This window comes from Pseudomonas urethralis, from assembly GCF_021602465.1.
GTDB classification, from domain to species: domain Bacteria; phylum Pseudomonadota; class Gammaproteobacteria; order Pseudomonadales; family Pseudomonadaceae; genus Aquipseudomonas; species Aquipseudomonas vlassakiae.
Genome location: NZ_BQIJ01000003.1, coordinates 414,082 through 439,656, shown reverse-complemented (window position 1 = coordinate 439,656; position 25,575 = coordinate 414,082). Strand labels below are relative to the sequence as shown.

Here is a 25,575-nt window from a genome sequence, read left to right as displayed (position 1 = left end):
CGATTGCGCCCCTCCCGTTCGTTATGCCAACTGGCTATCAACGGCAGAACCAAATCGTTGAAGTCAAAGTGCCACTAGCCAGGAAGGTTCTACGACCTGTTTCTATACTGCCCCAGAACAGTCTCCACAGCGCTTGAACGGAGACGAGTGAAAACTCGAGCAAAGGGCAAGCAATGGAATGGCTGGGGCTGCAACTGTTCACCGAACTGCCGGCAACCGGGCGCATCGTCATTGACTGCCGCCATGAACCGCTGCTGATTCTGATTGCCTTCGCCGTGGCCAGCGCAGCCTGCTTTGCCACCCTCGACATGGCCGAGCGCCAATCCCATAGCGAACAGCGCGCAGCACAGCGGCAGTGGCGCATGCTCGGTGCCTGCTGCCTGGCTGGCGGCATCTGGGCCATGCATTTCATCAGCATGCTGGCCTTCCAGGCCCCACTGGAAAAGCACTACGACGTTTCGCTGACCGGCCTGTCACTGCTGATCGCCCTGATAGCTGCCTGGTTGGCAATGACCAGCCTCGACCGTACCCATATGCGCCTGCACCACTACCTGCAAAGTGCCTTGCTCATCGGCCTGGGTATCATCCTCATGCATTTCGTTGGCATGGCCGCGCTGCAGACCGGTGCTCAGCAGTACTACCAGACCACGCTATTGCTGAGCAGCGCCGCCATCGCCCTGCTCACCAGCCTTGCCGCCTTGCTGCTGGCCCGTTACTTCCGCAATGGCAGCGGCAACCTGCACCAGACCCTGAAATATGGCGCCAGTTTGCTGATGGCCGGCGGCATCGTTGCTACCCACTTCACCGCCATGGCCGCCATGACCCTGGTCATCCCCGCCTCTACCGCCCTGAGCCTGCCAACGAGCGACAACAGCCTGCAGCTGGGGCTGACCGTAGCCTTCATCACCTTGCTGATCAGTGGCAGCAGCATCAGTGCCGCCCTGGCCGACAAGAAGCTGCAGAGCAAGGAAGACGACCTGCGCCGTTATGGTGTCCTGCTCAGCCAGTTGGACCAGGCCCGCGAATCCCTGCAACAGGCCGCCCATTACGACGCCCTGACCAACCTGGTCAACCGCCGTGGTTTCAACCAGATTTTTGCCGAACGCCTGGCAGCACAGAACCCCGGCGAACACCGTCTGGCAGTGATGTTTCTCGACATCGACCACTTCAAGCGCATCAACGACAGTCTCGGCCACGATGCCGGCGACGAATTGCTCAAAGTGATCGCCAACCACATCAAGGCAGCCACCCGCAGCCACGACCTGGTCGCCCGCTTCGGCGGTGACGAATTCTGCGTGGTCACGTCGCTCAACAACCGTGACGAGGCACGCCACCTCGCACAGCGCATCATGCAACGGATGAAAGACCCGATTGACCTGGGCGGCCGGCGCATGGTCATGACCACCAGCATAGGCATCAGCATCTATCCCGATGACGGGCTGAACGCCGAAGAACTGCTCAAGCATGCCGACCTGGCCCTGTATCAATCCAAGGGCAGCGGCCGCAACAGCCTGCATTTTTTCAACAGCAGCTTGAAAAACCGCGCCAGCCTGGCCTTGCAACTGGAAGAGGAACTGCGCATCGCCCTGCTCGAAGAACGAGGGTTGTGCGTGCACTACCAACCCATTTTCGACGTGCGCACCGGCCAGGTGGCCAAGCTTGAAGCGCTGGTACGCTGGCAGCACCCGCTGCACGGGCTGATGGGGCCTGACCGGTTCATCAGCATTGCCGAAGCCAACGGCCTGATGGTCGACCTCGACCTGTGGGTGCTACGTCACGCCTGCCAGGACCTGGCCCGGCTTCAGCAGCACGGTTTTCCCAGCCTCAAGCTCACGGTCAATTGCTCGGCGGTGACCCTGGGCCATGAAACCCTGCCTAATGAAGTGGAAGTGGCGCTGTACCAGGCGGGCCTGGCACCTCGCCATCTTGAGCTGGAGGTCACCGAGCATGCATTGATGGGCGACATCGAGCACACCGTCAGCCTGCTCAAGCGCATTCGCGACCAAGGTGTCGGCCTGTCGATCGATGATTTCGGTACCGGCTATTCGTCGCTGGCCTACCTCAAGCGCCTGCCGCTGGACGTGCTGAAGATCGACCGCTCGTTTCTGCAGGACGTGCCCGACAGCCAGAAGGATCGCGAGATCATCCAGGCGATCATCGCCATGGCCCACACCCTGCACCTGGAGGTGGTCAGTGAAGGCGTGGAAACCGTCGAGCAGCACGAATTCCTGGCCTGCAATGGCTGCGACTATCTGCAGGGTTTTCTGCTCAGCCGCCCGCTACCGCTGAGCGAATTGCGCTCGCTGCTCGATCAGCTCGACCGCCAGGACGCTGTGTTCAGGCCTTGTTGCGATACAGCTCTACCAGGGTCGCCGGATCTTTTTGCAGATATCCCTGGCTACCGTGCAGGCGCATCAACTGCGCGGCAAGGCCACTGAGCGGCGTTGCCGTGCCCTGCTCGCGGGAGAGCTTGACGGCCCCGTCCAGGTCCTTGAGCAAGGTACGCACATGCCACTTGACCGGCTCGAAGCGGCTATCGGCCATCTGCGGTGCCAGGATCTGCAACGGCTTCGAATCGGCAAAGCCACCAGCGAGCGCTTCGGCGATTAGCGTGGCGTCAACGCCTGACTGTTCGGCCAACGCCACCACCTCGGCAATTACCAGCGCGTTGCAGGCCACGATCATCTGATTGCAGGCCTTGGTCACCTGCCCTGCTCCCACCCCCCCCATGTGCGTCACCCGCTGGCCGAGCACCTGCAGAACCGGGCGGGCCCGCTGCAGATCCGTGGCCTCGCCCCCCACCATGATCGCCAACGTACCCGCCTCGGCGCCTGGCGTGCCACCCGACACGGGCGCATCCAGCCAGGCCATGCCACACAACGCAGCCAGTTCGGCAGCCATCTCCCGCGTGGCAGTCGGCTCCAGGCTGGAGAAGTCCACCAGCAACTGCCCGCTGCGCCCGCCCTCGGCGATGCCTTGCTCGCCAAACACCACCTCCCGTACCACCGCCGTGTCGGCCAGGCACAGCAACACCATGTCACTGACACGGCTCAGCTCGGCCGGGCTGGTCGCCAGCCGCGCACCGGCGGCCACCAAGCTGGCGCATTTGTCCGGGCTGCGGTTCCAGACCATCAGCGGATAACCCGCCGCCAACAGGCGCTGGCACATCGGCAGGCCCATCAGGCCAATCCCGGCGAATCCCAACGAAGGCAGTGCAGTACTCATGAACGACTCCAGGCAGAAGATTAAAGAAGCGCGACAAACGGGCGATGCAATGCCAGCTCGACTGAAAGTTTCTTAAAACAAGTAAGGGAAACCCCTATCGCATCCGCAAATGGCGCACTGATAGAGTCGCGGCGTTTTGCGTGATGGCCATATGGCATAACCCTCTGATAATCACTTACACCAGGCAAATGGCGCACTATGACCTCTACGAACACTTCTGCCAATGCGGTCCCCGAGTCTTCGAGTCTCTCCCCCTTACCGACCGCCAATGGTGTTCGTGACACGCTGCCGGCACGCAGCTCACCGGCACAGCAGTACCTGTACTTCACCGAGCAGGACATGCAGCGGATCCTCGACAACCTCGACGGCCTGCGTGACCTGGTGTTTCCCGGTAACCAGCACATCGAAGAAGACGGCCCCCTGCGCCTGGAGCAGCAGTTTCCGTCGGTCTGCCTGATCGGCCTGGGCCGTTGCGGCTCGAACATCGCCCTGGACGTGGCGGAACTGGTCTACAACGCCCGTACCTTCTTCCTCAACGAGTTCAACAATGAAGACCGCATCAAGGGCGAGTCGGGCTACAGCCCGGCACGCTGGATCCGCCAGAACCTGCGCCTGGTGCAGAACAAGGGGGTCAAGCCGGTGTTCCTGGTCGAACCGCTGGTGATGCTGGGCGACCTGGACAAAGACATCGCCGGGCGTATCCGCTTCTCGCGCAAGGGCGAGCGTGGCGAGTTCCTGCGTGACTACAGCAAGATGAAGATCATGGACCTGTCCGAGGTGCATGCCGGGGGGGCCGGCAACGCCCCGATCCTCGGCCAGTACCTGGCCAAAATCATCCTCAACAAGGACACCCAGCGTTTCTCCAGCGCCGACTGGAAGCTGATCCATTCGTACCTGATCGACTCCTGCGGCATCAAGGCCAACCAATCGCGGCTGTACTTCTACATCTTCAGTGCCGGTGGCGGTACCGGTTCAGGCATGGCCTCGGAGTTCGGCCTGGCCCAGCAGTACTCGTACATGAACAAGACCTTCGACACCAAGCCTGCCGACGAGAACGACGGCAAGAGCGGCCACTCGTTCGTCTTCGAACCGATCTTCACCAGCGGCATTTGCGTGCTGCCCAATGCTACGGACCATCGCAGCGAGATGTCCGAGGCCCTGCACATCAACGCCGGCCGGCTGTTGTGCAAATACCTCTCGGAAGAATGGGACTTCTCGTACAACTTCGATAACGAAGACAGCAGCGAGGCCAGCGTGATGGGCCGTATCCGCCCGTGGAACGCGATGATGCTGATCTCCAACGACATCATGCGCTACGCCGAAGAAAGCGATGACGGCACCATTCACAACATCGACGTCAACGCGATGGAGAAGCACGCCAACCAGTACATCTCCCAGCAGATCTTCAACATCCTCACCGCCCAGGCGGTGACCACCGACTACGACCAGAACTACTTCCGCCGCGCCGGCATCGACATTGGCGAAACCATCCGCCTGGATGCCAACGACCTGTTCATGAGCCTGGCCGGCCCGGTGGCGATTGCCTATGCCGAATCGGTGGTGCCGGAAGTGCCCGCGCAAGGCACGGACAAGTTCAAGGTGTTCGAGCGCGAAAGCCCGCGCCTGGATATCGACGACCTGTTCTTGCGCTCCATCGACCTGCCGCACTTCAACAAGCAGACCCAGGCCATCGAAGGCATCAGCCTGCTACCGATCGAGTCGCGCCGTTACCGTGCGGCCCTGGAGCAATACCAGGCCTCCGGTTACGACGCCGCCGCGCTGCATGACCTGCACTTCTTCAAGAACTGCTCGTCGGTGGTGTCGATCGTCTCGCTGCCCAAGGACTACAAGCTGTCGTACATGGACCTGAACCGGCTCAAGACCCACCTCAACAGCCTGTTCCCCAACACCACGCTCAAGCGTTACGCCCTGGTGATCGGCGCCTCGGCCAACCTGTCACTGACCACCCTGATCGCCAAGAGCCCGTGCCTGTCGGATGATTTCCTGACCTTGATCGTGGCCTTCATCAAGCGCTGCTTCGCCCGCCCCCCATACCGCTTCGATGACACGCTGGACAACGCCATCCTCGAGTTCATTACCAGCGAGCACTTCGAGGAGGCGCGGATCGACGACCTGCTCAACGAGTTCGAAAACCCGGCGAAGATCCTCGATACCAACTGGTACGCGATCAAGCCGATGTACGAGAAGAAGTACCGCGAACTGATCAACGACAAGAGCCGCTTCGTGTCGATCAACGATATTCGCCTGTCGCGCGAATGCGTAAAGAAGGCGGTGAAGTACCTGCGTGAGATCTTCCGCCACCGCATCGGCAAGACCCGGGTGATTTCGCTCAACAACCATACCGGCCGGGTCGACTACTGACCCTCATGGGGCCGCCCGGCGGCCCCGATTACGCATGCCGTAAATTGTTACCGCAGCGCCGAAACAACCCACCACTGTTACCAACTTCCACCTTACGTGAGCGTCAACACGCACCGGCATTGGGCGGCTGTGTGATTTTACGCACTAAAAAAGCGCGTCGTTATTCCGCTTGCCTGGCCTGGATCACGATGAACGGCGAAACCACCACCGCCCATATCTCTGGATCGCGGCTTTGCAGGTCGAGTGCCTGCTCGGCGCTGACCGGCCCGACAGTGCCATCACTACGCCACTTGGCGAAGATCTCGCTGCGATTCTCGGCCATTGCCGCAGCAACCTCGATCAGGTCGAGACTGGGGTCGACCCAAATCAGGTCACCCTTGGCCCAGAAACGCTCCAAAGCCTTCCACTCGATTGTCGCCGTCTCGCCGAGCAATTTGGCATAGAGGGTGCTTGTTTGATCAGTCATGGGTTTGTACCCGCAAATTCGGCCAATGAAAAAAGGCCGGCATTTTTGCAGAAAAACCCGGTTTCAAATATGTAATTTGGTCGATTGGCCCCGAAGTTGTGGGGTGGGGCCGTAGATGCAGGCAAAGTGATGGCGCTTTTCTGTATCTTTGTGTCGATCATGCGACAACCCGCGAACCAGGCACTTTTTGCCCGCTTTTCAAGCGCGCGAACAGCGCTCTACACTGTACCGGTACAGTTCCGGGACATGTTCCGGGGGAAGGTGGGCATGCAGTATGGCGTGGCCATGCCGCATATCCCGCCCGGTCTGTAGCCCTGGCCGCCAGGACTATAAGAATTACAACAGAATGAGTGGAGCACTATGATCAAGATTTCCAAGCTGTTCGCCGCAATGGTACTGGCCGGGGTAGCCAGCCATTCGTTTGCCGCCGATACCATCAAGATCGGGATCGCGGGCCCCAAGACCGGCCCTGTGACCCAGTACGGCGACATGCAGTTCATCGGCGCCAAGCAAGCCATCAAGGATATCAACGCCAAGGGCGGCGTCGATGGCAAGCTGCTCGAAGCCAAGGAATACGACGACGCCTGCGACCCTAAACAGGCCGTGGCCGTCGCCAACAAAGTGGTCAACGACGGCGTCAAGTTCGTCATCGGCCACCTGTGCTCCAGCTCCACCCAGCCAGCGTCCGACATCTACGAAGACGAAGGCGTGATCATGATCACCCCGGCCGCCACCTCGCCGGAAATCACCGCTCGTGGCTACAAGCTGATCTTCCGCACCATCGGCCTGGACAGCGCCCAGGGCCCTGCGGCCGGCAACTACATCGCCGACCACGTCAAGCCGAAAGTGGTTGCCGTGCTGCATGACAAGCAGCAGTACGGTGAAGGCATCGCCACTGCGGTCAAGCAGACCCTGGAGAAGAAAGGCACCAAAGTTGCCGTGTTCGAAGGCCTGAACGCCGGTGACAAGGACTTCTCCTCGATCATCCAGAAGCTCAAGCAGAACAACGTCGACTTCGTCTACTACGGCGGCTACCACCCGGAGCTGGGCCTGATCCTGCGCCAAGCCAAGGAAAAAGGCCTGAACGCCAAGTTCATGGGCCCGGAAGGCGTGGGTAACGACTCCATCTCGCAGATCGCCCAAGATGCTTCCGAAGGCCTGCTGGTGACCCTGCCGAAGTCGTTCGACGCCGACCCGGAGAACAAGGCCATCGTCGACGCCATCAAGGCCGACGGCAAGGACCCTAGCGGCCCGTTCGTGTTCCCGGCCTACTCGGCCGTCGAGCTGATCGCCAAAGGCATCGAAGCCGCCAAGTCCGAAGACACCGACAAGGTGGCAGCTGCCATCCACGCCGGCAAGTTCAAGACCCCGACCGGCGAACTGTCCTACGACGAAAAAGGCGACCTGAAAGACTTCAAGTTCGTGGTCTACGAATGGCACTTCGGCAAGCCGAAGACCGAAGTCTCCCCTCAGTAACTGCGTGACTAATAGCTGACCTACGAGCCCACTGTGCGAGCAGTGGGCTTTGTTTTATGAGGTTCATGGGCCTGATCCCCGCGATCCGGGGGCCGACCCACCTGAAAATCTTAAAACCGTCACCCGCGGTTTCCTGGCCTTACCCCCGCCAGCGAAATGCAAATCAGGTTTTTAGGAGCGCTGTAATGCCTGAGATCTACCATTTCTTCCAACAACTGGTTAATGGATTGACCATCGGCAGCACCTATGCCTTGATCGCCATCGGCTACACGATGGTGTACGGCATCATCGGCATGATCAACTTCGCCCACGGCGAGGTATACATGATCGGTTCCTACGTGGCCTTCATCGCCCTGGCGGGCCTGGCCATGATGGGTATCCATTCGCTGCCGATCCTGATGACCGTCGCCTTCGTCGCGACGATCTGCGTCACCAGTGCCTATGGCTACAGCATCGAACGGGTTGCCTACCGCCCCCTGCGCAACAGCAACCGCCTGATCCCGCTGATTTCTGCCATCGGCATGTCGATCTTCCTGCAGAACACGGTCTTGCTGTCGCAAGACTCGAAGGACAAATCCATTCCCAACCTGATCCCGGGGAGCATCTCCTTCGGGCCGGGCGGCGCGGAAGAGGTCCTGGTTTCCTACATGCAGATCCTGGTGTTCGTGGTCACCCTGGTGGCCATGACCTGCCTGACCCTGTTCATCTCCCGTTCCCGCCTGGGCCGCGCCTGCCGCGCCTGTGCCGAGGACATCAAGATGGCCAACCTGCTGGGCATCAACACCAACAACATCATCGCCCTGACCTTCGTCATCGGTGCCGCCCTGGCGGCCGTGGCGGCCGTGCTGCTGAGCATGCAGTACGGGGTGATCAACCCCAACGCCGGTTTCCTGGTGGGCCTCAAGGCCTTCACCGCGGCGGTACTGGGCGGCATCGGCAGCATTCCGGGCGCCATGCTCGGCGGGCTGGTGCTGGGCGTGGCTGAAGCCTTCGGCGCCGACATTTTCGGCGACCAGTACAAGGATGTGGTGGCATTCGGCTTGTTGGTTCTTGTCCTGCTGTTCCGGCCGACCGGCATCCTCGGCCGCCCGGAGGTTGAAAAAGTATGAACAGAAATCTCAAACAGGCGTTCTTCAGCGCCTTGCTGGTGTGGGCCGTGGCCTTCCCGGTGCTGGGCCTGAAACTGAGCATCGACGGCATCAGCCTGGCGGTGCACAGCCAAGGGTCGTTCACCATCAGCATCATCGCCGTGTGTTCGGTGCTGATGTTCCTGCGCGTGCTGTTCGACAAGCAGTGGAATTCGGTGATGGGACGTCGCTCGGACCGCAAACTGATCCCGCCAGCCGTCAGCAACTACCTGACCCTGCCGAAAACCCAGCGCTATGTGATCATGGGCCTGATCGTCGCGGCCCTGGTATGGCCGTTCTTCGGCTCGCGCGGGGCGGTCGACATCGCCACGCTGATCCTGATCTACGTGCTGCTGGGCCTGGGCCTGAACATCGTGGTCGGCCTGGCCGGCCTGCTGGACCTGGGCTACGTCGGCTTCTACGCCGTCGGCGCCTACAGCTACGCGATGCTCTCGCACTACCTGGGCTGGAGCTTCTGGGTCTGCCTGCCGATTGCCGGCCTGATGGCTGCCACCTTCGGCTTCCTGCTCGGCTTCCCGGTGCTGCGCCTGCGCGGCGACTACCTGGCGATCGTGACCCTCGGCTTCGGCGAGATCATCCGCCTGTTCCTGCGTAACCTCACCGACTGGACCGGCGGCCCCAACGGCATCAGCAACATCCCCAAGCCGGAGTTCTTCGGCCTGACCTTCGAGCGCAAGGCTGCCGAGGGGATGCAGACCTTCCACGAGTTCTTCGGCCTGGAATACAACTCGATCAATAAGGTCATCTTCCTCTACCTGGTCGCCCTGCTGCTGGCGCTGCTGGCACTGTTCGTGATCAACCGCCTGCTGCGCATGCCGATCGGCCGCGCCTGGGAAGCCCTGCGCGAAGACGAGATCGCCTGCCGTGCGCTGGGCCTGAACCCCACCGTGATCAAGCTCTCGGCGTTCACCCTGGGTGCCTGCTTCGCCGGTTTCGCCGGCAGCTTCTTCGCGGCGCGCCAGGGCCTGGTGACGCCGGAGTCGTTCACCTTCATCGAGTCGGCGATCATCCTCGCCATCGTCGTGCTCGGCGGCATGGGCTCTCAACTGGGCGTGATTCTCGCGGCCATCGTGATGATCCTGCTGCCGGAGCTGATGCGTGAGTTCAGCGAATACCGGATGCTGATGTTCGGTGCGCTGATGGTGTTGATGATGATCTGGCGTCCGCAAGGCCTGCTGCCTATGCAACGTCCCCACATGGAGCTGCGTCGATGAGCCGCGAAATTCTGCAAGTCAGCGGCCTGAGCATGCGCTTCGGCGGCTTGTTGGCGGTCAACGGCGTGGGCCTGACCGTCAAGGAAAAACAGGTGGTGGCGCTGATCGGCCCGAACGGTGCCGGCAAGACCACGGTGTTCAACTGCCTGACCGGCTTCTACAAGCCCAGCGGCGGCACCATCCTGCTCGACGGCCAGCCGATCCAGGGCCTGGCCGGCCACCAGATCGCCCGCAAGGGGGTGGTGCGGACCTTCCAGAACGTGCGCCTGTTCAAGGAAATGACCGCGCTGGAAAACCTGCTGATCGCCCAGCACCGTCACCTCAACACCAACTTCTTCGCCGGCCTGTTCAAGACCCCGAACTTCCGCCGCAGCGAGAAGGAGGCCATGGAGCGCGCCCAGTACTGGCTGGACAAGGTCAACCTGACCGAGTTCGCCAACCGTACTGCCGGCACCCTCGCCTACGGCCAGCAACGCCGCCTGGAAATCGCCCGCTGCATGATGACCCAGCCACGCATCATCATGCTCGACGAACCCGCCGCGGGCCTGAACCCGAAGGAAACCGAAGACCTCAAGGCACTGATCGCCTACCTGCGTGAGTCGCACAACGTCACCGTGCTGCTGATCGAGCACGACATGAAGCTGGTGATGAGCATTTCCGACCACATTGTCGTGATCAACCAGGGCACGCCCCTGGCCCACGGCACGCCGCAGGAGATCCGCGACAATCCTGATGTGATCAAAGCCTACCTGGGGGAAGCGTAAATGCTGAAGTTCGAGAACGTTTCCACCTTCTACGGCAAGATCCAGGCGCTGCACAGCGTCAACGTGGAGATCAACCAGGGCGAGATCGTCACCCTGATCGGCGCCAACGGTGCCGGCAAGTCGACCTTGCTGATGACCCTGTGCGGCTCGCCGCAGGCGCACAGCGGCAGCATCAAGTACCTGGGTGAAGAGCTGGTCGGCCAGCCGTCTTCGCACATCATGCGCAAGAGCATCGCGGTAGTGCCGGAAGGCCGCCGCGTGTTTGCCCGCCTGACCGTCGAGGAAAACCTGGCCATGGGCGGCTTCTTCACCGACAAGGGCGACTACCAGGAGCAGCTGGATAAGGTCCTGCAGCTGTTCCCGCGCCTGAAGGAGCGCTACATCCAGCGCGGTGGCACCATGTCCGGTGGCGAGCAGCAGATGCTGGCCATCGGCCGGGCGCTGATGAGCAAGCCCAAGCTGTTGCTACTCGACGAGCCATCGCTGGGCCTGGCGCCGATCATCATCCAGCAGATCTTCGACATCATCGAACAGCTGCGCCGCGATGGCGTGACGGTGTTCCTGGTGGAGCAGAACGCCAACCAGGCGCTGAAGATCGCAGACCGGGCGTATGTACTGGAAAACGGCCGGGTGGTGATGCAAGGCACCGGTGAAGCACTGCTGACCGACCCGAAAGTGCGCGACGCCTACTTGGGTGGTTGAATGAAAAAGGGCCTTCGGGCCCTTTTTTCTGCCTGCAGGACGTGTATCGTGGCCAGCTCTTTGGCAAAGATTCCCCGGAGCCCGCCCCATGCGCCTCACCCCTACCCTGTTGCTCACCGCCCTGCTGCCCCTGTTTGCCGGCTGCCAGTTGCTGGCCGAGCAGCCCCGTGACCCGAACATCGGTACCACGCGCATGCAGGGCGAGCTGAGCGCAGGCGGCGGCCGGCTGTTGTTCAAACCCTGCGGTGAAAGCCGCCACTTCGTGATCAACGATGTCGCCGGCACGGGCATCCTCCAGGAATCCGTCAACCTGGCCAAGGACGCCAACACCAAGCTGTTCGCCGACGTGCGCGGGCGCCTCACCGGCAACAAGCAGGCCGACAACGATGGCCAGCTGGAAGTCAGCCGCCTGTACCGCCTGGAACCTTCCACCCGCGCCTGCGACGACCCCAACTTCAAGCAGCTGACCCTGCGCGCCAATGGCCACGAGCCGGACTGGGACATCAAGGCCAGCGGCAAGGGCATGGTGCTCAACCGCGTCGGCAAGGACCCGCTGCCGCTGCCGTTTCTCGAAGAAGAAGTGCCCGGCGGCGGCCTGACCCTGACCAGCGAAGCCAACGGCCAGCACGTTGAACTGTGGGTCGCCCCGCAACGTTGCGTCGACAGCATGAGCGGCGCCGTGCGCCACCTGCGCGCCGAGCTGCGCATCGACGGCCAGACCCTGCGCGGCTGCGGTTACTACGGCGGTGCCCGCGACAACTGATCGCCGGGCGCTTTTATCCTGCCAGTCGGGGCGGCATACAGCTTATACTTGGCGGTTTGTGTAAAGCCGCCGGCCGCCCATGGCCGGGATACTGGACCCTGCCATGCTACGAATCACCGAACTCAAGCTGCCCCTGGACCATCCCGACGAAGCCCTGCGTGATGCCATTGTCCAGCGCCTGGGCATCCGCGACGAGCAACTGCTCAGCTTCAATCTGTTCAAGCGCAGCTACGATGCGCGCAAGAAGAACAGCGAGCTGCTGTTCATCTACACCATCGACCTGGAAGCCAGCAACGAAGCCGAGCTGCTCAGCAAGTTCGCCGACGATCACAATATCAGCGTGGCACCCGACGTCACCTACAAATTCGTCGGCCATGCCCCTGCCGACCTGCAGGAACGCCCGATCGTGGTCGGCTTCGGCCCCTGCGGTATCTTTGCCGGCCTGTTGCTGGCCCAGATGGGCTTCAAGCCGATCATCCTTGAGCGCGGCAAGGAAGTGCGCCAGCGCACCAAGGACACCTGGGGCCTGTGGCGCAAAAGCGTACTCAACCCCGAGTCCAACGTGCAGTTCGGCGAAGGCGGCGCCGGGACCTTCTCCGATGGCAAGCTCTACAGCCAGATCAAGGACCCGAACCACCACGGCCGCAAGGTCCTGGAAGAGTTCGTCAAGGCCGGTGCACCGGACGAGATCCTGTACATCAACAAACCGCACATCGGCACCTTCCGCCTGACCGGCATGGTCGAGCAGATGCGCCAGGACATGATCGCCCTGGGCGCCGAAGTACGCTTCCAGGAAAAGGTCACCGACCTGCTGATCGATGACGGTCAGCTGACCGGCGTGGTGCTGGAAAGCGGCGAGCAGCTGCACTCGCGCCATGTGGTCCTGGCCCTGGGCCACAGCGCCCGTGACACCTTCCGCATGCTGCACGCCAAGGGCGTGTACATGGAAGCCAAGCCGTTCTCGGTGGGCTTCCGTATCGAACACCCGCAAACGCTGATCGACAAGGCGCGCCTGGGCAAATACGCCGGTCACCCGAAACTCGGCGCCGCCGACTACAAGCTGGTGTACCACGCCAAGAATGGCCGTTCGGTGTACAGCTTCTGCATGTGCCCAGGCGGCACCGTGGTAGCCGCCACCAGCGAGCCGGGCCGCGTGGTGACCAACGGTATGAGCCAGTATTCGCGTAACGAGCGCAACGCCAACTCCGGCATCGTCGTCGGCATCGACCCCGAGCGCGACTACCCGGGCGGCCCGCTGGCCGGCATCGAGTTGCAGGAGCGCCTGGAAGCCCATGCCTACGTGATGGGTGGCAGCAACTACCAGGCCCCGGCGCAGCTGGTGGGCGACTTCGTCGCCGGCAGGCCGTCCACCGCGCTGGGCAGCGTCGAGCCTTCGTACAAGCCGGGGGTGACCCTGGGTGACCTGGCGCCGAGCCTGCCGGACTTCGCCATCGAGGCGATCCGCGAGGCGTTGCCGGCCTTCGACCGCCAGATCAAAGGCTACAACCTGCACGATGCGGTGTTGACCGGGATCGAGACACGCACCTCATCGCCACTGCGCATTACCCGCGGCGCGGACTTCCAGAGCCTGAACCTGAAGGGACTGTTCCCGGCAGGTGAAGGTGCGGGGTATGCCGGGGGGATTCTCTCGGCAGGCGTGGACGGTATCCGCATTGCCGAAGCCGTGGCTCGCGACATGCTCGGCCTGTAAAGCTGCAGGCCTCTTCGCGGCTGTTCGACGCCTCGAAGAGGCCGATGCAGGAAAACAAAAAAACCGAACAGGCCTGGCCCGTTCGGTTTTTTATTGACCGCTACGATCAGTGCGAAACGCGGCTGGTACCATCGACGGTCATGATGCGCACGCGGTCGCCAACGCGGAAGATCTCGTTCTGCTGCACGGCTTGCACATAGGCACGCATGCTGCCGTCGTCTTCACGTACGGTGATTTCCACGCCCTGGGTGCGGGTCAGGCCTTCTTCGGCAGCGGAACCTGCCAGGCCACCGGCCACGGCACCGATCACCGCGGTGACGATGCTGCCACGGCCACCGCCAATGGCGCTGCCGGCGACACCACCGACGATAGCGCCAGCACCACCACCGATCGGCGTCTTGGTGCCTTCGATCTTGACCGGGCGCAGGGATTCGATGGTTCCCATGCGCACGGTCTGCACGCGACGGGCCTCATCACGGGAGTAGCTGTCACCGGTCAGGCTCGAGGCACAGCCACCGAGCAGCAGCGACATGGTGGTGAAAGTCGCCACCAGCAAAGCGGATTTACGCATGGGTACAGTCTCCAGAAAACAGGTGTCCATTAGACGCTACGCGTTGACAGCTGTCACGGCGCCCGCACAAAAAATAAATTTTCATTCAGCCCCTGTACAGCCTTGTACGGGCAGTAATGGGGGCGTTACAGATCAGACAGAGGATAGCCACGAATTACTTCATCAACTGTGAAGAAGTGTCGGCTTGAGGGCAACGGGGCTGCCTGACAGCCCCGTGGATGTCAGGGCGCCAGGCGCTCTCGCGTCCACTGCCCGTCTACCAGGCGGTAGTTCAGGCGGTCATGCAGCCGGCTGGCCCGGCCCTGCCAGAACTCGATCCGCTCAGGCAGCAGACGGTAGCCCCCCCAATGTTCCGGGCAATGCGGCTGGGTATCGGAGAAGCGCGCTTCGGTGGCCTTGACCAACCCTTCGAGTTCCTCGCGATTGGCAATCACGCGGCTCTGCGGCGAGGCCCAGGCCCCAAGGCGGCTGCCCAGCGGGCGTACCTGGTAGTAGTCGTCCGACTCCTTGGCCGTGACCTTTTCCACCCGCCCTTCGATCCGTACCTGGCGCTCCAGCGCCGGCCAGAAAAAGGTCATGGCAGCGAACGGGTTGGCCTGCAGTTGCTGGCCCTTGGCGCTGTCATAGTTGGTGAAGAAGGTGAATCCACGGTCATCAAGGCCCTTGAGCAGCAGCACACGACAGTGCGGGCGGCCTTCGCCATCGACGGTGGCGAGTGTCAGGGCATTAGCCTCAACAGGAGGCTGCTCGGTCTTCACCGCATCGGCAAACCACTGGTGGAACAGGGCGAACGGCTCACCCGGGGCCTGGGCTTCGGCCAGGCCATCACGGGTGTAGTCGCGGCGCATATCGGCCAGGGATTGGGTCATGGCTGCGTTTCCTTGACGATCAGTTGGTCTTCGCAGGGCTATTGGCCGCTACCTTCTTGTCAGTGGTAGCGGCTTTCTTGGCGGCCGGCTTGGCTGGCGCGGCTTTTTTCTTGGCGGTGGTCTTCGCTGCAGGTTTGGCAGCGGCTTTCTTCGCTGCTGGCTTGGCAGCCGCTTTCTTGGTTTCAACTGGCTTGGCGGCAGGTGCCTTGGCATCCTGCACGGCAACCATCGAAGCCGGGGTCGCAGCCGGGGCTGGCTGCTGATACTTGGCCAGCAAGGCAACCATGGTGTTCTGCGGCGTCAGCAGCATTTCCACGCGACGGTTCAGGGCGCGGCCTTCGGCGCTGTCGTTGGCGGCACGCGGCATTTCCGCGCCCATGCCCTTGAGCGACAGGCGGTCACGCTGCAGGCCACTCAGGCGGAAGATCGCCGATACCGAGGCGGCACGCTCCAGGCTCAGCTTCTGATTGGCAGCGGCAACACCACTGCTGTCGGCATGGCCAAGCACCAGCACAGCCGTCTTCGAGTCGCCTTCGACAGCCTTGGCCACGCGGGTGATCGGAGCGAGGGTCATCGGCAACAGCATGTTCGGGCGGTCCGGGTTGTACGAGCTGTCGACCGGGATGGTCACCACCAGCACGTTGTCGCGGCGCTCAAGCTCGAGCTTGCTGTCCTTGATCGCGTCACGCAGCTTGGGCTCGTACTGGTCCAACCAGGCCTGGGTGGCCTTTTCGTCGATTTTCGGCACGACCGGCCCTTTGGCCTGCTTGTCGTCACCGCCAAATGGCCACCACCAGTGGCTGGCGCTCTCGGACTTGGCGTCCGCCTTGGCGACTTTATCGGTGACCGCCGCTTTCACTTCCTTGTCAGCGACCTTGTCCGAACCGAACGGCCACCAGTTGCTGCCGCCATCCTTGGCGGCGTCCTGGGAATGGCTGGCGCAACCGGTCATAGCGGCCAGGCACAGGGCGAGAGCTAAGGTTTTATGTGAAGACATCAGCGATACACCATGAAATTGAAAGATATTTTGCCAACGCACTTCAGGCGTTGGCATTGAGGATAGTCAAAGGGGCTGCGTAATACCCGCTTTACCCGATCAAAGGCAAGTGCCAAGCACGCGTACCAGTTGCTGGGCTCTTGGGTCCATGAGCACGTAAGGGCCAAGGGTATTGACCACGAAGCCGAACGCCACGTCGTGCTCCGGGTCGGCAAAACCGACCGAACCGCCAGCACCTGGATGGCCAAACGCACGGGCGCCGAGGCCAAAGGTGGCGTTGGCCACATCGGGCTGGTCGAGCATGCAACCCAGGCCGAAACGGGTCCGGGTCAACAAGGTACGGTCCTCGCCCAGGCTGTGTTCGCGGGTCAGTTCGTCGAGCAGTTCGGATTCGAGCAGGCTGCCATCGAGCAGGCCGGCATAGAAACCTGCCAGGCTGCATGCATTGCCATGGCCGTTGGCCGCCGGCTGCTGCATGCGCCGCCATTCAGGCTTGTTGGTGCTGGTCAGGATGGCCGGCGGGTTGGTGAAGGCGCGAGTCGACAGCGCCGCGGGCTCACGCATGGTCACCTGCAGCAGGCGCTGGGCGGCGGCATCACCCGCGTTGCCCTTGCCACGGGCAATGTGCGCCACGCGGTGGAACTCTTCGTCGGCCAGGCCGACGTGGAAGTCCAGGCCCAGCGGCCGGGCAGTACGAGCGACGATCGAATCACCCGGGCCGCGGCCATCGACGCGGCGGATCAGTTCGCCGATCAGCCAGCCATAGGTGATGGCGGCGTAGCCGTGTTCGGTGCCGGGCGTCCACCACGGCGTTTCGGCGGCCAGGGCATCGACCATGGCCTGCCAGTCGTACAGGGCTTCAGCCGGTAGCAGCTCGCGGATCGCTGGCAGGCCTGCACGGTGGCTGAGCAATTGACGCAGGGTGATGTTGTGCTTGCCGGCCTGGGCGAACTCCGGCCAGTAACGGGCCACCGGGGCATCCAGGGCCAGCTTGCCCTCACCCACCAGCTGCAACGCAGTCACGGCGGTGAATGTCTTGGTGCAGGAAAACAGGTTGGCAATGGTATCGCTGTGCCAGGCCTGCTGGCCGTCCTTGTCGGCGGTGCCTGCCCACAGGTCGACCACGGTCTCGCCACCGACCTGGATGCACAGCGCAGCGCCACGCTCCTGGGGATCCTCGAACAGTGCCGCGAACGCTTCACGCACCGCTTCGAACTTCAGCTCATAGTGACCCTGGATCTGCACCCGCTGTTCTCCGTACGACCATGCTGACAAAGGCGTGCATTGTTTCAGTAGTTGGCGGTTTTGCCTACTGGGCGAAGCCGGACGGACGCTGCCGAAGCGGCAGGATCCAATGGGCCAGGGGCGCTGAGCGCCCCCGGTAGACATTCAGGGGGCTTTTTTCTCCAGTTCGCTGCGCAACTGACCAACGGCCTGCAGGTTGCTCTTGCGTACCGCCTCGACGAAACCCGGGTACGCCACATCGGTGATCGCCACCAGGCCCAGGTGGCCGTTCTCGCCATCGAGCAAGCGCCCGCTGGCCGGTTGGTCAAGGTATTGGAACCAGTGCGCGCCCACGATCATCGGCTGTGCCAGCGCGGCCTTGAGGAAGTTGCCATAGGCCGGCCCGCGGTCTTCTTCCCTGGCCACTTCCACCGGCCCTGGCCAGAACGGCCCGCGGTCGCGGGAACCGAACTGGAACTCGGACACCAGCACCGGCTTGTCAAGTTCGGCCAAGCGGGCAAAGTCATAGCCATCCTCGGGCTTGAGGGTATAGAAGTTGAAACTCAGGACATCGCAGAACTCGGCGCAGGCCTTGACCGCCTCCGGGGTGCTTACGGCATAACGGCCACCCAGCAGCAGGTGGTCGGGTGCATGCCACTTCAGTGCGTCGGCGATGGTCTTGAAGTAGGTCTCGGCGAATACCTGCTGGAAATACTGGTAATCACGCTCGATTTCCGGGTGCTCGGGATTCGGCAGCGGGGCCTCGAAGCCTGGGTCTTCCATCAACTCCCAGGCCTGCAGGTCGATCCCCCAGGCCTTGGACAGCCCCTCCTGGTTGCGGTACTTGTCGCGCAGCTGCTTGAGGAAAGCGCGCTTGGCCGGCACGTCGGTGGTCAGACGCAGTGTCCCGTAGGCCAGGCCATAGCGCGCCTTGGGGTCGTTGCCGGGTGCCGCCCAGGCCAGTTCGTTGTCGGCGAAATAGCCGATCAGCCAGGGGTCGTCACGGTGATCCCGCGCGGCAATGGCCACGGCGCGCTCCGTGGCCATGGCAAAGCGTGGGTCGAACGGGTCAGGCATGCGGCCCCACCAGTCCATACCGGTGCTGATGCTGGCATAGTCACCGACGATCGACAGCGGCAAGGTGTAGGGCATGCGTTTGGCCTGGCCGATGGCAGGGTCGCTCCAGTTGCCCAAGGTATTGAAGCCCCAGGCCTGCAGCCGGTCCAGCGTGTGGGCCTGCCACCGCTCGGCATCCAGCGCTAGCGGTGGGCACTCGGGTGTGGCCTGGCCTTGCACGGCAGGCGGGCAAGGTTTGCCATAGGTGCGCTGGATATTCGCGGCATAGAAATCGAACCAGCGCCCTTGCTTGAAACTGCGCCCTTGCGACGAGGCGTTGCCATCGTCGTTATTGCCTTCACCATAAAAGGCCGTCAGCGCGTCGCCTTCACCTGGCAGGGTCTTGAACATCCCCTCGCGGCCGGCAACGTAGGTACGCCCGCCATCGGCGGCCACGGCATTGACCCCCAGCGAATAGAACGGGTGGCCTTGCGGGGTAACCAGGTACCAGCGGCCATCGCGCTTCTCGGTACGGAAAAAGCCCTTGGCGGCGAACGCCGGACCGGCCAGCAAGCCCCCGTAGCTGTCCAGCTGCTGCTTCTCGCGGTCAGCCAACCAGCTCTTGAGCTGCTGCTGTTCACGCGCGTCAGCCGCCTTGAGCTGCTCGTCACTGGTAATCTTCTCGGGCCAGTTGCCCCGGGTGGACTGGCCGTAGGCATCGATCAACGCGTGGTAGGCCGCCTCGTAGGCCTGGTCGTCGTCCTGGATGCCGACCTTCTCGATCAGCAGGTTCTGCGCCACTTTCGGGTTGGGTATGGTCAGGCTGACGGACACCACCTGCTTGAGATCCAGTTCACCGGCACTGCTGGTCAGCAGCAACCGCTGCCCGTCATAGACCCATGGCATCGGCGGGCCGGCCCGCATGCCCTGGCTCAACGGCGAACTGGCCGTGAGCGGAACCATGACGGTTTGCGCAGGCCCGGCAGGCAGGTCGATACGACTGGTCAGCGTGCGCCCATCACTGCCGAGCAGCGTCACGTCGACGGTCAACGCCCAATCCTGGGCGCTTTGCATGCGCAAGGTGAGGTAACGCCCCGCCGACCAGTCCCACACGCCGCTCTGCGGGCTCAGGCGCAAGGTCGGCCGTTCGACCGGATTGAACACCACCCGCCTGAGCACCTCGCCCTCAGCTGTCTGCTCCGCATTGTACTGCGGCATGCCGGTGCCTTCGGTCGCCACATTGACCACCGAGGCCGGGCGGACGAAGCTGAACAGCGTCTGTTGCCCGGCCAGCAAAGGCGTGCTGAACAACAGCGTGAATACCACGGGCAAGGTGTGGCGGATCATAAGGCTGGGGCTCTCCTTCCAGGCCCTCATGGGCCCGCGACTGAGTCATGGACAACGGGCCGGCGCATCGTGCGCCTGCCCTCAGGAAATATCCCGCCGGAAAGGCGGTAGCGCATTGAGAATAGCCTTGCCATAGCGCTGCGTGACCAGGCGCCGATCAAGCAAGGTGATGACGCCGCGATCCTGCTCGGTCCGCAACAGGCGACCGCAGGCCTGGATCAGACGCAGCGAGGCGTCGGGCACGGCAATCTCCATGAACGGGTTACCGCCACGGGCTTCGATCCATTCGGCCAGTGCTGCTTCGACCGGGTCGTCGGGCACGGCGAAGGGGATCTTGGCGATGACCACATGCTCACAGTAGGCACCTGGCAGGTCGACACCCTCGGCGAAGCTGGCCAGGCCGAACAACACGCTGTGCTGGCCATCGTCGACCCTTGCCTTGTGCTTGTTCAAGGTTTCCTGCTTGGACAGGTTGCCCTGGATCAGCACCAGCTTGCGCCAGTCGCGGTCCAGGCCGTCGAACACTTCCTGCATCTGCTTGCGCGAAGAGAACAGCACCAGCGCGCCGCGGGCATCTTCGACGATGCCTGGCAGTTCGCGAATGATCGCCGCAGTGTGTGCCGCCGCGTCACGCGGATCGGCCTTGAGGTCGGGGACCCGCAGCAGGCCGGCATCGCCATGCACGAACGGGCTGGGCACCACGCAAGTGACGGCATCGCGGGGCAGCCCCGAGCGCATGCGGAAACGGTCGAACTTGCCCAGTGCGGTCAGCGTGGCCGAGGTCACCAGAGCGCCATGGGCAACGCTCCAGAGGCTGCGGCGCAGCATGTCGGCAGCAAGGATCGGGCTGGCATTGACCTCGATGTCGAACAGCGCGCCGCTTTCGGCCAGAGTCAGCCAACGCGCCATGGGCGGGCTGTCCTCCGGGTCCTCGGTGGTGAACGCGGTCCACAGCTCCCAGTTGCCCTGGGCGCGAGTGACCAGGCTGCCGAACAGTGGGTACCACTCCTCGGCCTGGTGGCTGGCGATGCCGATGTTGACCTCGCCATCCATGCCTTCCTTGAGCAGGTCGGCCAGGCGGGTGAACAGGTCATTGAGGCGGGCGAAGCCTTTTTTCAGCTCGATACCGACTTCGCGGATCTGCTCCGGCACCACGCCGCCCTCGAAGCGATAACGCGGGCGCTCTCGGCCTTCGGTATCCTCGCTCGGGCGGAAATCGGCGACCTGCTCGCACAGGGTGAACATGAACTGCTGCTGGGTGCGCACTTCCCGCGCCAGCTCTGGCACCTGTTCGATGTACTTGCCCAGGTCGCCCGGCAAGGGGTGCTGGGCCAGCAACTTGGTGAGGTTCTTGGCAGTCTGCTCCAGCCAGTCGGCGGTGGAGCGCAGGCGCGAATAATGGGCGAAGTGGCCGATGGCCTTGTCGGGCAGGTGGTGGCCTTCATCGAACACGTACACCGTGTCGCGCGGGTCAGGCAGCACTGCGCCTCCGCCCAGGGCCAGGTCGGCCAGGACCATGTCGTGGTTGGTGACGATCACATCGACCTTGCCCATGCCTTCACGGGCCTTGTAGAACACGCACTGCTGGAAGTTCGGGCAGTGGCGGCCGGTGCACTGGCTGTGATCGGTGGTCAGCCGCGCCCAGTCCTGGTCCTCGATGGCCTCCGACCAGCTGTCGCGGTCGCCGTCCCAACGGTTGCCGGCGAGCTTCTCGATCATGCTGTTGAACAGCTTCTGGCTGCGCTCGTCAACCTCGATGTGGAAGCCTTCTTCCTCGAACAGCTGGGCAGTGGCCGACTGCGCGTGGCCCTCCTGCAGCAGGATGTCGAGCTTGGACAGGCACAGGTAACGGCCACGGCCCTTGGCCAGGGCGAAGCTGAAGTTCAGGCCGCTGTTGCGCATCAGGTCCGGCAGGTCCTTGATGACGATCTGCTCCTGCAATGCCACGGTCGCGGTGGCGATCACCAGGCGCTTGCCGGCGGCCTTGGCGGCCGGGATCGCGGCCAGCGCGTAGGCGACCGTCTTGCCGGTACCGGTGCCCGCTTCCACCGCAACCACGGCGGGCTCGCCGGCGCGACGGCCTTCGTCGTCACAGGCGATGTCGCCGAGCACCTTGGCCACTTCGGCGATCATCAGGCGCTGGCCATACCGCGGCTTGAGGCCCTTGGCTTCGAGAAAACGCGTGTAGGCGCCCTGGATGGTGGCTTTGAGTTCGTTGCTGATCATGGTCTGCAGGCGCCCGGAGGGCTGGATATATTTTCAGTGTTTTGCATGGGGCGGCTATCATACCCCGCTATTGCCCTTTGTGCCGCATGGAGATCCCGGATGCTTGCCTTTGCCCTGCCCTACACCTTGCATGTCCTTGCCGCCCTGATATGGGTCGGCGGCATGTTCTTCGCCTGGCTGGTGCTGCGCCCGGCAACGGTTGCAGCCCTTGAAGGGCCTGCCCGCCTGCGCCTGTGGGTGGAAGTTTTCCGACGCTTCTTCGTCTGGGTCTGGCTGGCCGTGGCGATTCTGGCGATCAGTGGTATCGGCATGTTGCACATGCGTTTCAGCGGCTTCGAGACTGCGCCCAAATATGTACACGTGATGATTGGCGGCGGGATTGCCATGTTCGCGCTGTTCATGCGCATCCAGGCATTGCTGCTGCCGGAGCTCAAGGCGGCGGTGCAGGCTGAGGACTGGCCGGCGGGCGCTGCGGTGCTCGGGCGGATTCGACGGATGGTGGGGATCAACCTGCTGCTGGGCCTGGCGGTCGTTGCGGTGGCCAGTTCCCGGTTGTTGATGTGAGGGGTTCTACGCGGCATTTTTAAGGCCTGTGAGATCAAGCGCCGCCCGCGCGGCGCTCGATCTCACAGGCCCTAGAACTCTATAGTCAGGCCCTCAGCCTCAGAGACGCTGCAAAATCAGTTCACCCTCGGCGCCAGCCAACCCAGGTTGCCCTTCCTGCCCTGGGCGGCCATTGGCTCCGGCGTCGGTGCGATACACCAGGCACCCCTTGCTCGCCCCGCCTTTACCGGCCTTGCCCGCCGCCCCGGCCTTGCCCGGCGCACCACCCTCCAGGCGTACCACGATGCGTTCCTGCGGGAACCCTTGCGGCAGGTTCAGGCGAATCCGCCCGCCGGGTGCACCGTCATGCCCGTTGCCACCATCATCACCATTCGCCCCTTTGCTTGCCTGGCCCCAGGCACAACCTCCCGCCTGGCCATTGGCGCCATCAAGGCCCATGTAACCCGGCGCTCCGGCGCCACCACGGGCATCGATGGCCAGGCGTTCGGCGTCGACCTTGGCGAGGGTCAATTCCAGGCTGCGCCCGGAGCGGGCAGCCCGTTCGTAGGTACCGGGCGCACCTGGCGCGCTGATCTCACTGCCCTCGCCCAGCACAGCATCGCGTACCTCGATAAGCAGCGGTGCTTCGGCAGGCGCAATGGCAATCCGCGCATCGCGGCCCAGCTGCAGATGATCGACCTTCAGTTCGGTCAATGTGGACGGCAACAGCAAGGTCGCCGAATCCGCGACATTCAACTGCTCCAGGTGCACGCTGGCCGACTTGTTCGGCAGCCGCAACATCGAATGCGAGGCAACCTCAAGGCTCTGCGCCTGTGCCACGGGCGCGGCCAATACCGCCAGCAACATCAATTTACGCATGGCGAGGCGCCTCCTGCGGACGGGGAATGGACATGACATGAAAAATACCGGTCAGCAGGATCTGCAACCGGTCGAACCAGCGATGGCTGCGGCCACGCAAGCTGCCATTGAAAAACAGCATTTCGAGAACATGCAGGCCCAGCACAAAAATGCCCAAGGCATTGATCAACAGATTCAATGGCAACGGTTGCGGCATCATCAGGTTGAACAGCACCACGCCCCAGAACGCCACGGTGAGGACCTTGCCCAGGCCCAGGATGAACTTCATACCCCGCCCCTACGTGTCTATTTATTGTTATGTCAACGCGGCCCGAGCATGCGCGCCGCGCAGCCAACACTACCTGCATGCCCAGGCACGCGCCAGCAGAGTCAGTTAAGGTGCAGGTCCACCCGTCGGTTGTGCGCACGCCCTTCATCGGTGGCGTTGTCGGCGATCGGCTCATGGGCACCACGGCCCTCGCTGGTCACCTTCTGCGGCGCCAGGCCCTGACTGATCAGGTATTCGGCGACACTGGCGGCGCGGCGTTCGGAAAGCGCCTGGTTGTAGCTGTCTGAGCCGACGTTGTCGGTATGCCCGACCACCTTGACACGCGTGACACCCAACTCGCTGAGGCGCGGCAGCAGGCTTTTCAGGCGTTCTTCGCTACCCGGGGTGAGATCGGCGGAATTGAACGCGAACATCACCTGGCCCTGGTCATCGAGGCTGATCACCTCAGGCTTGGGCTGTGGTGCGGGTTGCGCCGGCGGATACTGCGGCAGCGGGCAGCCCATGTGGTTCACCGCTGTATTGGCCGGGGTGTCGGGGCAGCGGTCGCGACGGTCGAACACACCGTCACCATCCTCGTCACCATCCTGGGCATAACAGATCAGCCCACCGGTGATCGCGCCGAGGGCGCCGAGGCCAGCCGCCCAGCTCGAGTTTTCGATGGCGCCAAGGCCGCCCCCCACCGCGCCACCGAGCAGGCTGCAGACGGGCCACGTCCTTTGATTGAGGGGCGCACTGCCGTCACTGTGGGTGGCGCAGCCTGCAAGCAGGCTGGTAACCAACAGCAACGGCATCGCCGCCTTCGACATAACACTCATGATGAATGCTCCTGTGTCATCGGCCACCGCTGGCGGGATTGAAGATGCGCCCGCGCCACTTCACAAGGCGCGGGCGCCGTGACGTCAACGCTGGATCTTGATTTCGGTACGACGGTTCATGGCACGCCCCTCGGCCGTGGCATTGTCCGCCACTGGCTGGGTTTCGCCTGCGCCTGCCACCGAAACGAAGCTGGCGCGAGGCACACCGCTGTCGATCAGGTAATCGGTTACCGCATGGGCACGGTGCTCGGACAACTTCTGGTTGTACTTGTCGGAGCCCACGCTGTCGGTGTGGCCAGTCACGCTCAGACGGGCGCTCGGGGCCTCTTGCTTGAGGCGCGTGGCGACCGTGTTCAGGCGCTCCTTGTCGGCCGCAGTCAGGCGCGAAGAGTTGAATTCGAAGTGCACATCACGAATGACGATCACTTCTTCCTTCTGCACCACCACTTCCTCGACCACTGGTGGAGGCGGTGGGCAGCCATTGGCATCGACCTTCACGCCGTGCGGCGTACCCGGGCACTTGTCACGGCTGTCCGGCACGCCATCACCGTCTTCGTCGCCATCGCCGTGAGCCCAGCAATAGCCTGCCGCCAGGCCACCGCCGAGCAGCGCGCCCCAGCCAGCCCAGCTGGAACTCTCGATGGCACCCAGGCCGGCACCGGCAACGCCCCCGACGGCAGCGCATTTCGGCCAGTCGGTTTTTTGCAAACCTGCACAACCAGTCAACACACTGGTGAGCAGTACCAGGGGTAACGCTGTGCGTACTATGCTCATTTTCGTAGCTTCTCCTAGGGGAATCGGCATAAGGCCGATCTCTGGGAGTAAAGACCGCGCAATCCATCCCTGCCAGCAACAAGCCACGACGCGGCCTCTTGCCTCTATGCCGGCGGGCAGCAGCCCGCTAGTCTTGGATGACTTGAACGAGGATT

General features: G+C 63.0%; 22 protein-coding genes. 10 read left to right on the top strand and 12 right to left on the bottom strand.

Features of this window, described 5'->3' with window-relative positions; translation table 11 throughout:
• Nucleotides 1-173: 173 nt before the first annotated feature.
• Nucleotides 174-2,438 carry a putative bifunctional diguanylate cyclase/phosphodiesterase gene (locus L6D64_RS07560; protein WP_176507417.1) on the top strand — a complete coding sequence of 755 codons (2,265 nt, stop codon included), beginning with the start codon at nt 174-176 and terminating at the stop codon, nt 2,436-2,438.
• On the opposite strand, the gene L6D64_RS07555 is transcribed toward L6D64_RS07560, so the two are convergent.
• Complete coding sequence (locus L6D64_RS07555) at nt 2,338-3,225, bottom strand: NAD(P)-dependent oxidoreductase (RefSeq protein ID WP_176507416.1); 888 nt, start codon at nt 3,223-3,225, stop codon at nt 2,338-2,340. The genes L6D64_RS07560 and L6D64_RS07555 overlap by 101 nt on opposite strands.
• A gap of 198 nt (nt 3,226-3,423) precedes the next feature.
• Between L6D64_RS07555 and L6D64_RS07550 the strand changes: the two genes are divergently transcribed.
• A complete protein-coding gene (locus L6D64_RS07550) occupies nt 3,424-5,607 on the top strand; it encodes a hypothetical protein (protein ID WP_176507415.1) in 2,184 nt (727 codons plus the stop codon).
• A gap of 160 nt (nt 5,608-5,767) precedes the next feature.
• On the opposite strand, the gene L6D64_RS07545 is transcribed toward L6D64_RS07550, so the two are convergent.
• The gene (locus L6D64_RS07545) at nt 5,768-6,073 is read right to left on the bottom strand and encodes a DUF2288 domain-containing protein (RefSeq protein ID WP_176507414.1); all 306 of its coding nucleotides are present in this window, start codon (nt 6,071-6,073) and stop codon (nt 5,768-5,770) included.
• Between the two features lie 360 nt (nt 6,074-6,433).
• On the opposite strand from L6D64_RS07545, the gene L6D64_RS07540 reads away from it, so the two are divergent.
• From L6D64_RS07540 to L6D64_RS07510, 7 genes are all read left to right on the top strand, one after another.
• Nucleotides 6,434-7,549: a branched-chain amino acid ABC transporter substrate-binding protein gene (locus tag L6D64_RS07540; RefSeq protein ID WP_176507413.1), complete on the top strand. Its 1,116-nt coding sequence runs from the start codon at nt 6,434-6,436 to the stop codon at nt 7,547-7,549.
• Between the two features lie 185 nt (nt 7,550-7,734).
• Nucleotides 7,735-8,658 (top strand): high-affinity branched-chain amino acid ABC transporter permease LivH, encoded by a 924-nt coding sequence (livH, locus tag L6D64_RS07535; protein WP_054886946.1) that lies wholly within the window; start codon nt 7,735-7,737, stop codon nt 8,656-8,658.
• Nucleotides 8,655-9,911, top strand: coding sequence for a high-affinity branched-chain amino acid ABC transporter permease LivM (locus tag L6D64_RS07530; RefSeq protein ID WP_176507412.1), 1,257 nt, complete (start codon nt 8,655-8,657; stop codon nt 9,909-9,911). The genes livH and L6D64_RS07530 overlap by 4 nt, the downstream gene beginning before the upstream one ends.
• Nucleotides 9,908-10,675 (top strand): high-affinity branched-chain amino acid ABC transporter ATP-binding protein LivG, encoded by a 768-nt coding sequence (gene livG, locus L6D64_RS07525; protein WP_054886948.1) that lies wholly within the window; start codon nt 9,908-9,910, stop codon nt 10,673-10,675. Before L6D64_RS07530 ends, livG begins: the two co-directional genes overlap by 4 nt.
• Nucleotides 10,676-11,377, top strand: coding sequence for an ABC transporter ATP-binding protein (locus L6D64_RS07520; RefSeq protein ID WP_003254879.1), 702 nt, complete (start codon nt 10,676-10,678; stop codon nt 11,375-11,377).
• An 88-nt stretch (nt 11,378-11,465) separates the two neighbouring features.
• Nucleotides 11,466-12,140 carry a COG3650 family protein gene (locus L6D64_RS07515; RefSeq protein ID WP_176507411.1) on the top strand — a complete coding sequence of 225 codons (675 nt, stop codon included), beginning with the start codon at nt 11,466-11,468 and terminating at the stop codon, nt 12,138-12,140.
• Nucleotides 12,141-12,243: 103 nt separating this feature from the next.
• Nucleotides 12,244-13,851: an NAD(P)/FAD-dependent oxidoreductase gene (locus L6D64_RS07510; RefSeq protein ID WP_176507410.1), complete on the top strand. Its 1,608-nt coding sequence runs from the start codon at nt 12,244-12,246 to the stop codon at nt 13,849-13,851.
• A gap of 106 nt (nt 13,852-13,957) precedes the next feature.
• Here the strand turns inward: L6D64_RS07510 and L6D64_RS07505 are convergent, their stop codons facing one another.
• From L6D64_RS07505 to dinG, 6 genes are all read right to left on the bottom strand, one after another.
• A complete protein-coding gene (locus L6D64_RS07505; protein WP_054885828.1) occupies nt 13,958-14,422 on the bottom strand; it encodes an outer membrane lipoprotein in 465 nt (154 codons plus the stop codon).
• A 221-nt stretch (nt 14,423-14,643) separates the two neighbouring features.
• The gene (gene pdxH / locus L6D64_RS07500) at nt 14,644-15,291 is read right to left on the bottom strand and encodes a pyridoxamine 5'-phosphate oxidase (protein WP_176507409.1); all 648 of its coding nucleotides are present in this window, start codon (nt 15,289-15,291) and stop codon (nt 14,644-14,646) included.
• 19 nt (nt 15,292-15,310) lie between these two features.
• A complete protein-coding gene (locus L6D64_RS07495; RefSeq protein WP_176507408.1) occupies nt 15,311-16,288 on the bottom strand; it encodes an OmpA family protein in 978 nt (325 codons plus the stop codon).
• Nucleotides 16,289-16,387: 99 nt separating this feature from the next.
• Nucleotides 16,388-17,533, bottom strand: a complete 1,146-nt coding sequence (locus L6D64_RS07490; protein ID WP_176507407.1) for a serine hydrolase domain-containing protein — start codon at nt 17,531-17,533, stop codon at nt 16,388-16,390.
• Between the two features lie 144 nt (nt 17,534-17,677).
• Nucleotides 17,678-19,915 carry a beta-galactosidase gene (locus L6D64_RS07485; RefSeq protein ID WP_176507406.1) on the bottom strand — a complete coding sequence of 746 codons (2,238 nt, stop codon included), beginning with the start codon at nt 19,913-19,915 and terminating at the stop codon, nt 17,678-17,680.
• An 81-nt stretch (nt 19,916-19,996) separates the two neighbouring features.
• Entirely contained in the window at nt 19,997-22,141 is a 2,145-nt protein-coding gene (gene dinG / locus L6D64_RS07480; protein ID WP_176507405.1) for an ATP-dependent DNA helicase DinG, read from the bottom strand.
• 99 nt (nt 22,142-22,240) lie between these two features.
• Between dinG and L6D64_RS07475 the strand changes: the two genes are divergently transcribed.
• Nucleotides 22,241-22,705 (top strand): CopD family protein, encoded by a 465-nt coding sequence (locus L6D64_RS07475; RefSeq protein WP_176507404.1) that lies wholly within the window; start codon nt 22,241-22,243, stop codon nt 22,703-22,705.
• A gap of 99 nt (nt 22,706-22,804) precedes the next feature.
• Here the strand turns inward: L6D64_RS07475 and L6D64_RS07470 are convergent, their stop codons facing one another.
• The 4 genes from L6D64_RS07470 to L6D64_RS07455 form a co-directional block, all read right to left on the bottom strand.
• Entirely contained in the window at nt 22,805-23,563 is a 759-nt protein-coding gene (locus L6D64_RS07470) for a collagen-like protein (RefSeq protein ID WP_176507403.1), read from the bottom strand.
• Entirely contained in the window at nt 23,556-23,831 is a 276-nt protein-coding gene (locus L6D64_RS07465) for a DUF1145 domain-containing protein (protein ID WP_176507402.1), read from the bottom strand. The genes L6D64_RS07470 and L6D64_RS07465 overlap by 8 nt, the downstream gene beginning before the upstream one ends.
• 101 nt (nt 23,832-23,932) lie before the next feature.
• A complete protein-coding gene (locus L6D64_RS07460) occupies nt 23,933-24,646 on the bottom strand; it encodes a PA1041 family peptidoglycan-binding anchor lipoprotein (RefSeq protein WP_176507401.1) in 714 nt (237 codons plus the stop codon).
• A gap of 84 nt (nt 24,647-24,730) precedes the next feature.
• The gene (locus tag L6D64_RS07455; protein ID WP_176507400.1) at nt 24,731-25,420 is read right to left on the bottom strand and encodes a PA1041 family peptidoglycan-binding anchor lipoprotein; all 690 of its coding nucleotides are present in this window, start codon (nt 25,418-25,420) and stop codon (nt 24,731-24,733) included.
• Nucleotides 25,421-25,575: the final 155 nt, after the last annotated feature.

Bases quoted from the DNA above. Each gene is read 5' to 3' on its own strand.
- L6D64_RS07505 (WP_054885828.1), bottom strand. From the start codon at position 14,422: ATGCGTAAATCCGCTTTGCTGGTGGCGACTTTCACCACCATGTCGCTG.
- L6D64_RS07560 (WP_176507417.1), top strand. From the start codon at position 174: ATGGAATGGCTGGGGCTGCAACTGTTCACCGAACTGCCGGCAACCGGG.
- L6D64_RS07510 (WP_176507410.1), top strand. From the start codon at position 12,244: ATGCTACGAATCACCGAACTCAAGCTGCCCCTGGACCATCCCGACGAA.
- L6D64_RS07530 (WP_176507412.1), top strand. From the start codon at position 8,655: ATGAACAGAAATCTCAAACAGGCGTTCTTCAGCGCCTTGCTGGTGTGG.
- L6D64_RS07475 (WP_176507404.1), top strand. From the start codon at position 22,241: ATGCTTGCCTTTGCCCTGCCCTACACCTTGCATGTCCTTGCCGCCCTG.
- L6D64_RS07495 (WP_176507408.1), bottom strand. From the start codon at position 16,288: ATGTCTTCACATAAAACCTTAGCTCTCGCCCTGTGCCTGGCCGCTATG.
- livH (WP_054886946.1), top strand. From the start codon at position 7,735: ATGCCTGAGATCTACCATTTCTTCCAACAACTGGTTAATGGATTGACC.
- L6D64_RS07470 (WP_176507403.1), bottom strand. From the start codon at position 23,563: ATGCGTAAATTGATGTTGCTGGCGGTATTGGCCGCGCCCGTGGCACAG.
- dinG (WP_176507405.1), bottom strand. From the start codon at position 22,141: ATGATCAGCAACGAACTCAAAGCCACCATCCAGGGCGCCTACACGCGT.
- L6D64_RS07540 (WP_176507413.1), top strand. From the start codon at position 6,434: ATGATCAAGATTTCCAAGCTGTTCGCCGCAATGGTACTGGCCGGGGTA.
- livG (WP_054886948.1), top strand. From the start codon at position 9,908: ATGAGCCGCGAAATTCTGCAAGTCAGCGGCCTGAGCATGCGCTTCGGC.
- L6D64_RS07460 (WP_176507401.1), bottom strand. From the start codon at position 24,646: ATGAGTGTTATGTCGAAGGCGGCGATGCCGTTGCTGTTGGTTACCAGC.
- L6D64_RS07485 (WP_176507406.1), bottom strand. From the start codon at position 19,915: ATGATCCGCCACACCTTGCCCGTGGTATTCACGCTGTTGTTCAGCACG.
- L6D64_RS07465 (WP_176507402.1), bottom strand. From the start codon at position 23,831: ATGAAGTTCATCCTGGGCCTGGGCAAGGTCCTCACCGTGGCGTTCTGG.
- L6D64_RS07455 (WP_176507400.1), bottom strand. From the start codon at position 25,420: ATGAGCATAGTACGCACAGCGTTACCCCTGGTACTGCTCACCAGTGTG.
- L6D64_RS07520 (WP_003254879.1), top strand. From the start codon at position 10,676: ATGCTGAAGTTCGAGAACGTTTCCACCTTCTACGGCAAGATCCAGGCG.
- L6D64_RS07550 (WP_176507415.1), top strand. From the start codon at position 3,424: ATGACCTCTACGAACACTTCTGCCAATGCGGTCCCCGAGTCTTCGAGT.
- L6D64_RS07555 (WP_176507416.1), bottom strand. From the start codon at position 3,225: ATGAGTACTGCACTGCCTTCGTTGGGATTCGCCGGGATTGGCCTGATG.
- pdxH (WP_176507409.1), bottom strand. From the start codon at position 15,291: ATGACCCAATCCCTGGCCGATATGCGCCGCGACTACACCCGTGATGGC.
- L6D64_RS07545 (WP_176507414.1), bottom strand. From the start codon at position 6,073: ATGACTGATCAAACAAGCACCCTCTATGCCAAATTGCTCGGCGAGACG.
- L6D64_RS07515 (WP_176507411.1), top strand. From the start codon at position 11,466: ATGCGCCTCACCCCTACCCTGTTGCTCACCGCCCTGCTGCCCCTGTTT.